Raw genomic sequence first — 15718 nt, 5'->3', positions numbered from 1 at the left:
GCCTGTGAGGCTCTGTTCCTTGTCGGGGGCGTAAAATGGAAGTTCTTCCGAATATCCGCTGGGGTGGCAGAATAGTCAATAAAAAAGTCAAAGTTTGCCACTTGGGCATAAATGTAATTCTAAGTGCCACCCCCAGATGCGGTTCGGAGTGCGCTTTCGTGCTCTTATTCGGGGGGGGACGCGATGGTTTTGGTTGATCGCTGCGCGCTCAAACTCCTGCGATTCATCATCCTGAATTCGCCAAATCCAGTGGCAGAGCAAGCGTCGCAATCGCGATCCCGGCAGGCTTGGTAAAGCGCGACGGCACTTGCTGCCCAAGGTTGCGGAAGTGGGACAAACTGCGCTCTCCGCATCGCCACGGAAAGAGAGAGCGAGTATGCCGGTCGACCCTGATTCTTTGGAACAATCCGATCATTCGGTCGAATCCTCATATACCGCAGAACCGTCAGAACTGGCACGGCCGGCCGACGGTTTGGATTTTCATCGGGGGGTCTATAGGCATGATCCGCGTTGCTCTATTCCTGACGGCCATCGCCCAGATGGCGTTAATAGCTCGGGCCGAAGCGCCGCAAGCTTCGAAGCCGTCGAAGCAGGTAATGGATTCGTATTACGCTAAACGGCAGCAGGCCAAGACGGACGTTGCCGAGAAGCAATCGGCAGCCGGCTATGGTGGCCCTGCAGCTGGTACCGCTAACCCGACGTTCGGCCTGGTGGCGACGCCAGTCGTGTCGCAAGGCATGACCCCAGGCGACAGTGGTACGCCAGGTGTAATCGACCCGCAGTCGGCCTATATGTCGCCACGCGGGGACGACAACGCCGAGGACGACGGCCAGGGGCAATCCGGCACGGCCGCGATTCCACGCCTGATGAATTACGCCAACACGCCCGAGCAATACGTTACCGGCGGAGAAGAAGTCCAGTCACCGCAACCGACTGGCGGTGGAGATGGCGAATACTGCGAGGGCGAGGGCGAGGGCGACGGCGACTGCGAGGATGGCTACTGTGCGCCGCAATCGAGCTGCTTCATGGATGCCGTGCGCTCGGTGCCCACCACGAACGTGCTGTGGAACGAACTTTACTCGTGCCGCTCGATGTGGGCGGACGTCGACTACCTCGGCTTTTGGGTCAAAGGAAATCGTGTTCCGGCGCTAGTCACGACCAGTCCGATCGGCACGCCGCAGGCTCAAGCAGGTGTACTGGGGCAGCCGGGCACAAGCATCCTGTTCGGCAATCAAGCCTTGAACACCGATATGCGGAGCGGCGGCCGCATCACCTTCGGCGCATGGCTGGTCGGCGACGTGCTGGCCGTGGAAGGCAACTATTGGGCCCTGGGGACCGAGACGACCAACTTCGATGCCGCCTCGGTGTTCAGCAACGGCTCGACGACGGCGGAGATTCTGGCCCGCCCTTTTTACAATCCGAACATTCCGGGCCAATCGCGAGACCTGATTGCTTTCCCTAATGCCGCCGGGCCTGGGGGTGGCACGGTGAACCTCGACGGCAACATTCACATCACCTCGTCCAGCTCGATCCAATCGGCGGGCGTGATGTTGAAGCGGCTCATCGGGGTCGACCTGCTGCGAGATCATCGCATGTTCATGCTGGTCGGTTATCGCTGGTTCCGGACCGAGGAAGGAATCCAGATTCAAGACAACACCGACATCGTGGGCACCGGAGTGCCGGTGGGAGCAGGCTTCCAGCATCTGGATAGCTTCGGCGTGAAGAACAACTTCAACGGCCTGGACGTGGGATTGTTCAAGGACATGCGTCGCGGCCGCTGGGTGCTCGAAACGACCGGAAAGATCGCCTTCGGCGACATGCACGAAACCGTGAATATCGACGGCTTCACTCGCGTACGAACCGGCACCACGTCGACTGACTATGCCGGTGGTGTGCTGACGCAGCCGAGCAACATGGGGCTCTATCGCAAAGACCAGTTCTCGATGATCCCCGAATTGAATCTGAAGCTTGGCTATCAGATCACGCAGGGTTGGCGCGCCACGGCCGGTTACAACTTCACCTACATCACGCGGCTGGCACGGCCGGGCAACGAAATCGACACGGTCGTCAGCCCGCCGCCGACGCCTGGTGCTCCGCAGACGATCGCCCGTCCGACATACCTGAACAATCCGACGGACATGTGGCTGCAGGGCTTTACCGTTGGCGCGGAATACCGCTGGTAGTAACGTCAATCACGCTTCGGTCGTCTTAGAAGTTTGGCCACCAGAACATGTTCGGATTGAGGTCACCCTCGCCGAAGTCGTTCTCAGTGCCTGCCACGCCTGCGTCGAGATCAATGAAGAATTGATCCTGCGCCGCGGAGCTGCCTCCTTGCGTGCCGATGTGGTCCTTGCCCTGCAAGTACAACAGCGGCTGCGTCTCGGCGATGGTGTATCGGCCCGCGACCAGGCTGACGAAGCTGTACGACCCGTCGGCCGCGGTCGTCGCAGTTTTAGTCACTTGCTGGCCGTAGATCGTGGTGCCGGTCAGCGTGATCGCAACGCCCGCGTAGCCGGTCTCTCCCCCCTCGCGAAGGCCATCGCTGTTGATGTCGTGATAGACGTAGCCTGACAAGCTGCCTGTGGCCGGCGGCAGAATCGTGCCGAGCACAGCAAGCTGACTGCTGCCACCCGAGAGCGCCGCGTTCGTGGCGCTTGACAGCACGAACTGGAACGTCGTGGGCGGTACCTCGCTGGCATCGAACGGCAAGGCGATTTGCACCTGCTGCGTCGAGCCCGTGCTACTGGGCAGGAACGTCAAGTCACCGGTGACGACTTGGAAGTCGGTACCCGGGATGGCGCTCTGCGGACTCGTGGCCTGCGTCTGGTAGTGGACCGTGATCGTCTGCCCGCTACCGGCGGACAGGCTCACATTGAACGTAGCCACGTCCCCTTCATTGCCTGAGACGGGCAGGACCGTAAGCGTCGGCTGGGCCACGGCCGAGTGAATGATGGCTTGCGACGAGCCGGCCGCTTGCGACACAACGATGTTGTTGTCGCCGCTGGTGAGCACAATGTGGAAGCTCTTGTCGGCCTGATTGAGCGAGTTGCCAATCGCCTGCACCAGCGGCACGGTCAGGTCGGTCGTATTGGCCGGAATCGTGAACTGGCCGACATTCTCATTTGCAGGCGTGCCGTCGAAGTCAGGCAGCACATAGTCGGCGCCTGGCGTGGAAGCCGTGGCGCCCCCGACTGCGTTGTCGCTGCCGATGTCCTCGGTCGTGTAGGTAACGGTGATAGGCACGCTCGAGGCCTGGCTGAGATGAATCGTGAAGTTCAGCGGCGTCGTGGCCCCACTCGTCGTACCGTTGGTCACGGCAACGGGCGTATCAATCGACACGAACGTCGGCTGCGTGGTCTGCACGCTGCCCAGGCCGACGAAGTGGACCTGCGATGACGTCAACAGCGGCGAATCGAAGGCCGGCGGATCGGCGAACACGGCAATGCCTACCGGATTCACGTCGGAGCTGGTGGGCTGACCGACGGTGATATCCGAGGAGCCGCCGCCGATGGCTTGCATCTCGACCTTGAAGACCAACATTTCCTGATTTCCCTGAGCGCCGAAGCCCAAGGACGGGAAGTTCGACGTCCCAGCTAACGCGCCGACGTTGATCAGGCTCGACGGGATCTGGCCGTTCGACGGCGATTCACTGAACTGGTAATTCGATCCGAAGGTTAACGGACTGACGACCGCAAACTTCGACGTGTCGTACGAGATGTTGGTGTATGCCTCTTCCACGCCCAGTGCATCGCTGGTCGGCTGGCGGAGATCCGTCACATACTCGTAGAGCCAGAACTTCGATCCGCCGGGGATCACCGATGGCAAGGCACCGCCATCGAGCGCTGTCGTGGCCAGACGAACCTGGGCCAACGGCGGAACATTGCTCTGCGTGCCGAAGTTGTAGCCGGTTGCCGCGACACCGTTACCGAGCACAATCGTGCTGATTGTATCGACGCCCACCTGAGTACCGCTGACGCTGCCGACGGTCGAACTGGTTTGCACCAGGCCACTGCCGGGGGTGCCTTCGACGAGTGAATACGTGCCAGGCACGACTCCCGTGAAGCTGAACGTGCCATTGGCGGCCGTGGTCGTCGATACGATCTGGTTGCTGGCGTTGATCAGTTGGATCGTGACGCCGCCGAGACCTGTGTCGCCTGAATTGAAACTGTTGTTGGCGTCGTTATCGACGTACTCGGTGCCCGAGATCGTGGCGAACTGCTCGAGCCCGAAGTTGTAACCGATCGCCGCGCTGCCCGATCCGACAGTGACCGCCGAAATCGTCGCCGCGTCGTTGACAGTTCCAGTCGATGTGCCGTTTATCGTGCCAACATTGGCGGCCGTGGCAAAGGCGCCCGAGGGGGGCGTTTCTTTGATCGTATAGGTGCCTGGTTGCTGACCCGGGAACGAGTAAGTGCCATTGGCGCCGGTCACGACGGCGGAACCCACGGCGACATTGCTCGAATTGAACAATTGAACGCTGACGCCTGCGAGCGTGGTATCACCAGCGTCAAAGACGCCGTCGGCGTTCTGATCTACGTAGGCCGTGCCGGAAATGCCGGCCGGCGATTGGACCGCAAAGTTGTAACCTGCGCCGACCGAGCCGGACGTGATGACGACCGAACTGATCGTGTTGACGCCGCTGGCCGTGCCGCTGGCGGTTCCATTGACCGTGCCGACATTCAGGCCGGTTTCGAAGAAGCCGCTAGGCTGCACTTCGGCCACGCCGTACGTGCCGGGGTTGAGGTTCGTGAACGAGTAGTTGCCGTTGGCATCCGTGATCTGCGTTGCACCGGTCGCCGCACCGCTGGAATTGAGCAGGGCCACGACGACATTCGGCAGCCCGACATCGCCGGCGTCGAACGTGTTGTCGCCGTTGTTGTCGACATAAACCTGGCCCGACAGGCTCGACGGCACCGGCGGAGCGTTGACGACGGTGACCGAGGCTGAGCCGAGCGAGATCTGGTTCGCGGTCAACTGCAGCGCGTCGGTGATGTCCTGCAGGCCCGTGCCCGAGGCAAGTACGGTCGTCTCGAGCAGCGGATTCAGGATTTCGGAATTGAAATTCACCACGCCCGCGGCCGTCGCAGTCATCTGAATGCGATTCAACAAGAGCACCCCGCTGCCCAGCGGGATGTAGGAGAAGTTGGGACCGTTGTTCGCTTCGCTGCCGTTGATGTTCTTCATCACGCCAACCGTGCTGGTGACATCGGCACGAGCCGTGGCGGTGGTCGGATTCGGATAGTTCGCCGTGTTCCAGCTAATTGACAGCGGCGTGACCGGCGCGACTCCGCCCGGGTTCGTGGAATCGGGGACGTACGCCACGTCGACGTCGCCGCCGGCGACACCGTCGTACGACAACGGCTGACCGCCCGAGTCGGTGCGCAAATCTTGCACCATCACGTCGAGATAAAACGTCTGGCCCACGACCAGCGGCCCGCTCAACGGCTGATCCGAGGCATTCGTCGGCACCAGCGTGTAGGCGGCCAACGGCGCGAGGTTGTCGAACGCCTTGATTTCTTTGATGACGTCGCTGAGGTTGATATAACCGTCGCCGTTGACGTCGACATCCGTCGTGGCCGTGCTGGTGGGCGCGGTGAGTGCCGACGGGGTTGCCGTCAAGGAACTGCCGCTGCCGGTCGATGAGCTTTGCGTCGATGCAACGCTTGGCCCGTGGGAATTGTAGTAGCTGATCGTCGTGATCAGGTCGGACATGTTCAGGTAGCCGTCATGATTGACGTCATACGGCGAGTAGGTCGAAACGGCGCTGGCCGTCAGCAGGGCGCGACCTTCGAGCATCTCGACGCGCAGGTCTCGACCGCGAACCGAAGTCTTACGGGTATGCCGGGTCTTCGATCCGCCGCGGCGCCACTGCGCGAACAATGTAGTCTTCATGAAACGGCCCGTCTCTGTTTCCTTGTTGCGTTCCGGACGCCCGGAGTGAACCTCAACATGCTCCGCATTTCGGATTGGCGCAAGAATCCCCGAACGCCACCGAATGATGTGAGCGTGACCCTGCCCGGCGGGCAGTTGCCTGACATTTGCCAGGCCCGCTTTTAGAAACCCCTGCTTCTCGAGAGCAATTGCCCTCATCGCCCGGCCATGCCTCGTGGCCCCGTGGGCGAAAATGTCCCGATCAACGCGACTTTTTCGCTTGTTCAAGCAAAAACGAACGCGTGGCTTTTAATCTAAGCTGGGGTTGCACAGAGTGCAAGAATTTTGCCGGAAAGGCCTAGACGACGGAAAATGCCAACCGAGCGGTGTTATCCGCTGAGGCCGTCGGCCACTCATCAAATAGCCGCAGGACAGCACATTTAAAGAAGGAAGACGGCCCTGGCCCTAGGCACGGGGGCGTTCGGATCCGGGCGAGGCATTGGTCGCATGTTGACCAGTTTCGGGCTTGCCATTCCGAACGGGGGGCTTCGCGACCTCTTTCTTCCGCTTGCCGCGCGCCGAGAGCGTGCTGGCAATGTCATTGGCCAGCGGTGACGTCAGCAACTCTTCCAAAGATCGCACCAGCGGAATGCGCCAGTTGGGCCATTGGTCAACCGTGGCCGGCATGTTGGGACGCTGCTCGACGGCCAGCGCATCTTCGAGCGTCGCGGTCACGAGCGACGACGGGGCGTCGGCCAGCAGCCGGTACGTGGCGCGAATTACATCTTCCGGAGGGGCGGAGTCCGCTACGCCGGTCATCTCACGTAGACGGTCCCGGATGGCAATCGTCGCCTCGACGTTGGGACGCAAGTCGAGCTCTTGCTGGGCAGCCAGGTCCGCGCCGGTCCACAGGCCGGCGATCGTCGGCAAGTCGTGCGTGGTTACGGCGGCCAGGGCCAGGCTTGGGTATTCGCTCGTCGGCTGCGACTCGAACCACAGCAATCGGTTTGAAAGGATCTGCGCGTCGGCCAACATGCGGCGGACATTCTTGCCGACCGTCCCCAGATCTTCGCCCACGACGAAGGCACCGGCCCGATGGCTTTCCAGCGCCACGATGTTCAGAAGATCCTCGGCCGGGTATTCGACGTAAGTCCCTTCGACGGCGGACATGCCCTGCGGAATCCAGAACAGGCGGAACAATCCCATCACGTGATCGATTCGCAAGCCACCAGCGTGCCGCAGAAGGGCGCGAATGGTCTGCACGAAGGGCTCGTATTTGGCCTGTTCGAGCAACCGCGGCGCCCACGGCGGAATACCCCAGTTTTGTCCCTGGGTGTTGTACATGTCCGGCGGCGCACCGACGGTGATTCCGTCGGCCAGTACGTCTTGCCAGGTCCAGGCGTCCGCGCCACGGGCCGCGATTCCGATCGGCATGTCCTGAACGATCCGCAAAGCCGAACCGGCCGCGGCCAACTGCAGATCCAACAGCCATTGCAGCCACTGATGATATTCGACGCGGCGGAGATTTTCGGCTTCGAACCGGGCCATGCCGGGCGCGTCCGGCCGGGCATACTCGGCAGGCCAGCGCGACCAGTCGGCGCCTAGTTTCTCAACCAGCGTGCAGAAGGTGGCGAACTGCCGCAGCGGCGCCCCTTGCTCTCGGCAAAAGGAGTCGAATGCCCGGTCGCCGGCAAAAACTTGCCAGATCCGCTCGAGCGCCTGCTGCTTGATCTGAAAAACTTTGTCGCGAATGATACGCGGCGACTGGTTCAACTCGTGGCCGGCGGTGGAAATCGACGCCAGCTCGGACTGCAGTTGCTCGGCTCCGGGAACTGCTGCGATATGAATGTAGAGCGGGTTGCGAAATCGCCGGCTGCTGGGGTAGTAAGGACTCGGTTCCTGCGGCACAACCGGATCGACGGCCGAAAGCGGATTCACCAGCACAAATCCGGCCCCCTGACGGTCGGCCCATTCCGCCAGCGTCCGCAGGTCGGCCATGTCCCCCATGCCCCAACTGGTGCGGGAACGCACCGCGTAAAGCTGAACGGCCCAACCCCAGATTTTCGTGGGCGCGGCCGGGCATTGACCGGGGCTGATGATCAGCCGGATCGGATCGCGAGCGCCGCGTGGCAGAAAGTCGTGATAGCCGAGCGGGACGTCGGCCGGCAGACGTCCGTCAACCGTCAGCGAAGTCCCGTCTTCCAACCGGAGTTCGCCCGAACCGACTTTGAACGACGATTTGCGCCGACGATCGAGCACCCGCACGCGCGGCTCGGGCGTGGGGCTGCCATCGACGTGCATGGCATGCCGAATCGCATCCCTGGTTCCGCGTGAGGTTACACGCAAGACGCCGAATGCATCTTCGAATTGATGCGCAATCCCGTGGCAATCCGTGTCCATGCGGCAGGCGTGTCAGAAGTTCGTTATTCGTGTGGAAAATGTCACATCTACTTGCCTGGAACACCCTCGGCCGTGCTGGCGAGGTGAGCTCCTGACCGGGGACGAACCCAGCCTCGGTGTGTGGATGCGAAAAGCGTACCAGTCCGTCGGCCGTCGAGCGTTTTCCCACGATCTGGGCCGGTGCGATTCATCTCAGGACCATACACCCCAATACGTCGCGGCGTCGAGGGCAATGGTGCTGGCATTTCCGTCACCTGCCCCGTCGGACAACATTATTGGCGGGTCAAATCGTGACAGGCTGTTCGAGGACCTCGGCGACGACCCGGGCCTTGGTTAGGGGAGCGTCGGTCAGGGTCTCGGGGCGGCCGTGGTGACTAAAGGCTAAACGCCGATGGTCGAATCCCAATTGGTGCAGCAACGTCGCGTGCAGGTCCGAAACGCTCACCCGCCCGTCGGCGGCTCGGTAACCGACCTCGTCGGTGCTGCCGTGGACCAGTCCGCGTTTGAAGCCGCCGCCGGCGACGATCAGGCTGAAGGCGTTGCGATTGTGGTCGCGTCCCGAACCATTTTGCGAAACGGGCAATCGACCGAATTCGCCACTCCACAGGACGACCGTCGAGTCGAGCAATCCGCGCTGCTTGAGATCGGTAATCAGGCCGGCACTCGGCAGATCGGTTTTGGCGCAGATCGCTTCGTTCTCGGTCTTTACATTCGTATGCGAATCCCAGGGCTGAAATTGCGGCTTGACCGGTGGAAAAATCTGCACGAACCGGACGCCACTTTCGACCAGCCGGCGGGCCATCAGGCAGCGTAAGCCGTAGCTGGCCGTCTCGGGGTTATCGAGGCCATACAGCTTTTGCGTCGTTTCTGTTTCTCGCGATAGATCGAGCGTTTCGCCGGTGGCCAGTTGCATCCGCGCCGCGAGTTCGTAATTGCGAAGCCGCGCGTCGAGCTCGGATTCTTGAGGGTAGCGGTGGCGATGCTCCTGGTTCAGCCGGGCGAGGAATTCCAGATCGTCGTGTTGGGCGCCCTCGGGCAGCGCGGTGCGCGGACGCAGATTCAAAACGGCCGGCCCTTGCGCGCTGAATTCCGTGCCGCGATAGAGCGCCGGTAGCCAGGCGTTTTGCCACAGCAAAGTACCGCTGGTGTTGTATCCCTCGGGGTCGCGCAGCACGATGTACGCAGGCAAGTTTTGATTTTCGGTCCCCAGCGCGTAGCTGATCCAGGAACCAAGTGCCGGCCGACCTGGGAATATCTTGCCGGTGTTGAACATCACCAGCGCTTCGGTGTGATTGTTATGCTCGGTGTGCATCGAGCGGATCAGGCAGAAGTCGTCCGCGACGCCTGCCAGATGAGGAATCACCTCGGATAGTTCCATGCCGCACTTGCCGGCCGGGCGGAACTTGAAGGGGCTGGCCAGCAGCTTGTTAGCCTCGCTCCCTTTTTGAAACATTTCGACCTTCTCTCCGAAGGTCTGCCCGGCATGGCTTGCCAGATCGGGCTTGGGATCGAACAAATCCATCTGTCCGGGCCCGCCGTTCTGCATGAGCATGATCACGGCCCGAGCTTGGGCGGGAAACTGGCTAGACTTGGGAGTCAGGTCGGCGGCCGTCGGCGGATGATAAGCGGTGGTTTCCGCTCGCGCCTCGGCGCCCATGATGGCGTCGAACGCGAGTGCCCCGAACCCCAGCCCCGAGGCACGCAGCATCTGTCGGCGGCTCAAACCGCTTGATGAAAATAACGCTCCGTCGGCGGATTGGCCGGGCGTGCTCGACCGCGATTTATGGGACATAAAGAAACTCGCTGGTATTGAGCACCATCTGACAAAGATGCGCGAGCGCCTGTTGTCGCGCAGCGCTATCCGTTTCGCATTGCGGGCGGTAGCGTGAGAACTGCCGGGCAAGGAGTTCGTCGCTCCAGGCCGATTCCTGCGCACTGGGCACTCGCGCTACGGCCCGGCGGAATATGGCCGTGACCTGTTGCTCGACAGGGAGCTGAGCAACCGTCGCGGCAAAGCGACCGGCCTGCTCGACGACAAAATCGTCGTTGAGCATGGCCAGCGACTGCAGCACGACCGCCGATGGGTTACGTCGCGGGCAATTGGTCGCCATCACCGGTTGATCGAAAGTGCCCAGCATCGACGGGTGGTAATTGCGCCGGGCCAGGACGTAAATGCTGCGACGCGGCCGCGAAGGAGCGTCCGGCTTAGCGCCGTCATTGCTGATGGCGGCCGAGCTTTCCTTGACGACCACCGAGCCATCGGGGCGAGCCTCGATTGGTATGGGGGGCCCGAAAAGCTGCGGATCGAGCGTGCCGCTCGCGGCCACGATCGCATCGCGTACGGCTTCGGATTCGAGACGTCGAAGACGCTGATGCCAGAGCAACTGGTTGCCGGGATCGAGCGTCTGCGCGTCGACCGATAACGAGGGAGCTACTGACGACGCCTGCCGATACGCGGCCGAGTGCATCAACAGCTTGAGCAGGGGCTTCCACCGGTACCCTTCGTCGATCCAGCGGATGGCCAGCCAATCGAGCAATTCTGGATGCGTGGGGCGCGCGCCGGAATGTCCGAAGTTGTCGGGCGTTTCGACCAACCCCACGCCAAAAAGTTGCTGCCACATGCGGTTCACGATCGTGCGCGCCACTTGGCCTGCGGCGGGCGTATCGCGCCGCGTGAGCCAACGGGCAAGCGCCAGGCGGCGGCCGCTGCTCTCGCCACGGGGTTGAGCGTCGGCAAACAGCCCACGCGGATCGTCTTGGCACAAGATGCCGAGGAATCCGGGCGCCACTTCCGTGCCTGGTGTTTCGTGATTGCCACGGCGAAGGAGGTAGGTCGCCGGGGGCGGGCCGGAGTCGTAGACGGCCTGGATTTTGCCCCACTTTTGTAGCGATTTCGGCAGTTCGGCCAGCTGGATTTCAAGTTCCTGGACCTGCCGCCGGTGTTCGTCCACAAGCGCGGCATCAACCTCGGCCGGTGTGGCCCGGAGCGCGTCGGCGAATTTGTCAGCCAGGTATTTTTGGACGTCGTTGCGTTTGTCCTTGGGAGTTTCGATGGCGGATTTCGTGTCTGCCCGGATTGCGTCGGGAATCGTGGCCAGCTTGGTTTCGAAAATCTTGGCCTCGTAGGGGCGCCGTAGCTCGGCCAAACGAGCTTTGCTTTCGTCGATCTGCTTTTGAATGCTCGCGTTGTGCGATTCGGCCGCCGCGCGTTCGCGGGGGGCGACGTCGGCCAGCGCCCGATCGCGCGGTTGCAGCCAGGACTGCGGATTCAAGGCGGGCGTGAAGATGGCCGTCAGCCGGTAATAATCGACATGCGAGATCGGATCGTACTTATGGCTGTGGCAACGCGCACAATTGACCGTCAGCCCCAATAAGTTGCTGGCCACGGTTTCGACCGTTCGGGCCAGGACCCCATGGCGGATATCGGCAGTATTTAGCTCGTTTTCGTCTGTGTCGTCGGCGCTCGAGCGCAGAAACGTCGTGGCGATCAGATTCTCGAGCATCGCCGGGGTAAAGTGCTCGGCGGTGCGCCAATCACTCAACTCGTCGCCGGCCAGTTGTTCGGTCAGGAACTGATCGAAAGGCTTGTCGTCGTTGAACGAGCGAATGACGTAATCGCGGTAGCGCCATTTGCCTTCGGCCAGCTTGATGATGCCGGCGTCGTTGTCCCCACCTGCGACGTCGACATAGCCAGAAGCGTCGAGCCAATGGCGTCCCCACCGCTCGCCGAAATGGGGTGACGCCAGCAGCCGGTCCAGCAAATGATCGTAAGCCGCCGGCGAGGCATCGTTGACGAACTGGTCGATCTCCTCCGGTGTGGGAGGCAGGCCGATCAAATCGAAAAAGGCGCGACGGACGAGCGTCTGCGCATCGGCCTCGGGGGCAAACGACAGTCCGTGCTCGGATAGCTTTGCCAACAGGAACAAGTCGACCGGCGTGCGAGCCCGATCGGCGGGTCGAATCTCGGGCGGATCGCGGCGCAGGGGGCGCCGGAAGGCCCAAAACTCGCGATCCGCGGCGGTGATTTCGGTACTTGGCTCGTCAAGCGCCGGCGCCTCTTCGACCTTCATATCGCCCGCGTCGAGCCAGTCGCGGATGACTTCGATTTGCGCGGCGGTGAGCGGAAGCTCGCCTGCGGGGGGCATCGAATGATCGGCCATCCGCTCGTAGAGCAGGCTTTCCTCGGCATTGCCTGGCACGATGACCGGGCCGCTTTCACCTCCACGTGTGGCGAGCGCGACGGTGCGCAGGTCCAGGCTGGCCTTGCGCGCCTCGCGGCCGTGGCACTTCAGACAATGCGCGGTCAGGATCGGCAGCACGTCCCCTTCGAACTGCGGCGTTGCCGCATGGGCCGTTGCCAGGACGAGCGCGCAGACGACCGGCGCCAATAAGGCAATCGTTGTCCTTCTTGCGCAGGTGAGACGGACACAATTCCGCACGTCACACTCCACTCGTCGAGAAACGGGCAGGACGTCAGGTGGGACGGAACGCTGATCAGGCAGGCGCGAATTGAATGCAAAACGATCGCGGGGCAGGTCCGGATTTTACTCGACGCGGTGCGAGATTGCGAACAAGGGGCGAACGCCGCCTTGATTACCGAATACGAAATTCGATTTGAGCGGAGAGGTTTATAAAAAAAGGCGCGGCTGAAGGCCCCCAGTGGCCATCCAACCGCGCCGACTCAAGAAAGGACGAACGACCTCTCACAGTTGAGCGCTACATGAGCGCTGAGGTCGGCCAATCATCGTGCGAGCCCTCCCCCATGGCCGGGAACAAGGTGTGGTCCGTCGCACCTTGTCTGCCCTCCCGCTCGTCCTTTCTCTCATGATTCTCGATTGTTGCCAGATTGGCGTCGGCGCCAGTGCCAAGACAGCCACGGGCTAGCGTGCCTAGCACCTCCCAACGCTGCGAATCCTCGGAGAAGAAGCAATATCCCCGGTCGCCGCGGACTCCATGCTCTCCGACAAAGTCGTGGACCGTCACCGTTAGAAGGGAGGCCGACGAGTATTCGCGCCCCGACCACCTTAAGAGCCTGGCCCGGGCACTGCTGTCGGCAATTAACTCTTCCAACAACTCGAAGATGCGGATTCCGCTCATAAGATGTCCTCCACGTTCCGCCGCTGAGATCTGCTGCCCATCGATCGTCGTGGCACGGTGGCGACGGCTACGTGCGAATGATGCAAAACCGTCCGCTTAGCGGCGGCTTGCGATCTAACTGCCAGATCCTGGCTATGACATTCCCCGAGGGTAAGTGCCCGGACGGTTGTCACCTCCGCCGGACAATCGAACCGAAGGTCATAGGGGGAGCTGGCTGTCTCCTTGCATTACGGTTTCTTAAGTTTATGGAGAACCTTGCGATTTTGCAAGGTTTATGTTGGCAGATTTTTAGGCGGAGGAAAACGGCAAGAGCGACGGCCGATTCGGCAGCGGAAGACGGAGAAAAGGAGCGTGCGTTTTCCGCCAGGAAACGCTAAGCGGAACGGCCACAGTTACGAAGCCCGACGGTTAGCGAGTCGTTTTCTGGACGATCCAGGTGCCGATCAATTCGAGCGCCGACGGCGCGATCGTCTCTTCGATTTCCGCATACTCCGTCGGGGAGCCTGTCTTGCAGGTTTGCAGTAAATGATTGAGTTCCGGCAGCTCGCGCAGCGTGTAATCGGTGTTGCCTGCGGCCTTGAGCGCCTTTTCGAGCTCGGGCATATTCTGAGCGGGCGGGACTTGAAGATCGCGCTCGCCGATCACGGCCAGCACAGGGCACTTAACTTTCGCGAGTGCCGGGCGCGGGTCGTAGCTGAGGAAGTAGCGGAACCAAGGTGTCAGGATCGGCCGAGCCTTGGCGAGTGCTTTCGCCTCGGCGTCTTTTCGCTGGTCCTCTGGCAGAAACGACGCCAGCCCCGTGAGCAGGGCGACGATTTGCTCCTCTGTCTCGTGGGGATCGGGCGGCATGTCCTGGGGTGCTGCGGCGACTTGCTTGTCGTATTCCTTGGCGATGGCAAACATCTTTTCCTGGAGAGCACGCTGGTGCTTTACGGCGGCATCACCGGCACCTGCGGCTCGCGTGATAAGTTCGCCCTGCGCGTAGAGGATCTCCTCGCCCGTCACGCCAGGGCCGGCGATCAGCACGATGAACTTAACGTCGCTCGATCGACTTGCCGCGAGCGGCGCGATCAATCCTCCTTCGCTATGTCCGAGCAGTCCAATGCGCTGCGGATCGATCTCGGGGCAAGTTTTGAGAAAGGCAACTCCGGCCAGCACGTCACCGGCCAGGTCGCTGGTGGTCGAGGCTGAGGGATCGCCGGTCGAGCCCCCCACCCCTCGATCGTCAACCCGCAGAACAGCGATGCCACGGCGGGTGATGTCGTCGGCCAGTACAAGAAAGGGCTTATGCCCCAGCAGCGATTCGTCCCGATCCTGCGCGCCGGATCCGGTAATCAACAGAACAGCCGCACACGGTTTGTCCGTCTTGGGAAGCGTCAGGGTGCCGGCAATCGTGATGTTCGCTTGGTCGTTGCGATACGTCACCTCGCGCTCTGTATAAGGATATGGCTTTTTCGGCATCTGCGGCCGGGCGAGTTCGGGAACTTTCTCCGTCCGCTTGAGCACGAGTGGCAGCGAGGCGCCGGCCTGTGTCCACTTGCCGTTGATCTCTCCGTCGGCCAACTTTCCCTCGAAACTGCCGCTGAGGGACTTAATCGTCAGGCGAAGCGAGTTATCCGCGAACGTCGTTTCGTCGACGCGGATCCCTTTGGCCCCCTGGTCCGGACTGTCGAGCGTTGTGGAAAATTTTCCGTCGGCCGAGCGCTCGATATGAAAGACGATTCGCAGCTTAACGCCAGCATCGAGCGTGCCCAGCCAGGAGCCGGCGATCGGCTCGCCGGCAAAAGATGCTGCTGCAATGTCGGCCGCAAAGAAGGATCCGAAAACTAACCACACGACAATCGCGCCTAATGAACGTCGCATGGTCCGCCCCCGAAGATGCGTGGCCGCTTCCTAATTCACCATTAGGAATACGCTGTGAAACCCCCCGGGGCAAGCGCGAGAGGAAATGCAGAGTGACGAATGATGAATCGGGGAAAGTGCGGATCGCGAAGTGATGAGTGATGAGCCGAAAGGCTGGGAGAGGTGGCCACGAAAAACGCGAAAACGCACGAAGAGAAGGAGCTTTAGTCTATGAAATTCTCTGCGGCCTAGGTGAACTCTGTGGCAAGAATCTTCGGGCACGGAAGGGAAAGAGGGGGCGGCTGACAGTCGGCTGGGGCCGTTTTAGAAACGGAGAATGCGGAAGGCAAACTCGATGAAAAGATGAGCGCGCGGAAAGGCCACGGGAATATGAAAAAGATTTGGGCGCTGCCGCCGTGGGTCGGGTTGAGCTTCCGGAAAGTTCTTTGGCTTGTTAAAGGAATGAAGTTTTGGAGTCGCCTGACCCACGGCAGCTTGATCTGCGCCT

At 61.5% G+C, this 15718-nt stretch carries 8 protein-coding genes; 1 reads left to right on the top strand and 7 read right to left on the bottom strand.

From position 1 onward, the window contains the following. Nucleotides 1-500: 500 nt before the first annotated feature. Nucleotides 501-2183 carry a BBP7 family outer membrane beta-barrel protein gene (locus VGN12_07385; protein HEY4309259.1) on the top strand — a complete coding sequence of 561 codons (1683 nt, stop codon included), beginning with the start codon at nt 501-503 and terminating at the stop codon, nt 2181-2183. Between the two features lie 25 nt (nt 2184-2208). On the opposite strand, the gene VGN12_07380 is transcribed toward VGN12_07385, so the two are convergent. From VGN12_07380 to VGN12_07350, 7 genes are all read right to left on the bottom strand, one after another. Further along, nucleotides 2209-5892, bottom strand: coding sequence for an SdrD B-like domain-containing protein (locus VGN12_07380; GenBank protein HEY4309258.1), 3684 nt, complete (start codon nt 5890-5892; stop codon nt 2209-2211). Nucleotides 5893-6336: 444 nt separating this feature from the next. Beyond that, nucleotides 6337-8172, bottom strand: a complete 1836-nt coding sequence (malQ, locus tag VGN12_07375; protein ID HEY4309257.1) for a 4-alpha-glucanotransferase — start codon at nt 8170-8172, stop codon at nt 6337-6339. A 382-nt stretch (nt 8173-8554) separates the two neighbouring features. Beyond that, nucleotides 8555-10063, bottom strand: coding sequence for a DUF1501 domain-containing protein (locus VGN12_07370; protein HEY4309256.1), 1509 nt, complete (start codon nt 10061-10063; stop codon nt 8555-8557). Further along, on the bottom strand, nt 10053-12659 hold the full coding sequence (locus tag VGN12_07365) for a PSD1 and planctomycete cytochrome C domain-containing protein (protein ID HEY4309255.1): 2607 nt from the start codon (nt 12657-12659) through the stop codon (nt 10053-10055). The genes VGN12_07370 and VGN12_07365 overlap by 11 nt, the downstream gene beginning before the upstream one ends. 328 nt (nt 12660-12987) lie before the next feature. Continuing rightward, nucleotides 12988-13368, bottom strand: coding sequence for a hypothetical protein (locus VGN12_07360; GenBank protein HEY4309254.1), 381 nt, complete (start codon nt 13366-13368; stop codon nt 12988-12990). Nucleotides 13369-13776: 408 nt separating this feature from the next. After that, the gene (locus VGN12_07355; GenBank protein ID HEY4309253.1) at nt 13777-15231 is read right to left on the bottom strand and encodes an alpha/beta fold hydrolase; all 1455 of its coding nucleotides are present in this window, start codon (nt 15229-15231) and stop codon (nt 13777-13779) included. Between the two features lie 303 nt (nt 15232-15534). Continuing rightward, on the bottom strand, nt 15535-15718 hold a 184-nt coding region (locus VGN12_07350), incomplete at its 5' end, for a hypothetical protein (GenBank protein HEY4309252.1).

The sequence above is a fragment of the Pirellulales bacterium genome, assembly GCA_036499395.1.
In the GTDB taxonomy this organism is placed as follows: Bacteria; Planctomycetota; Planctomycetia; order Pirellulales; family JACPPG01; genus JACPPG01.
Note: the sequence above shows the minus strand (reverse complement) of the source record. Positions and strands in the feature narration are given on the sequence as shown.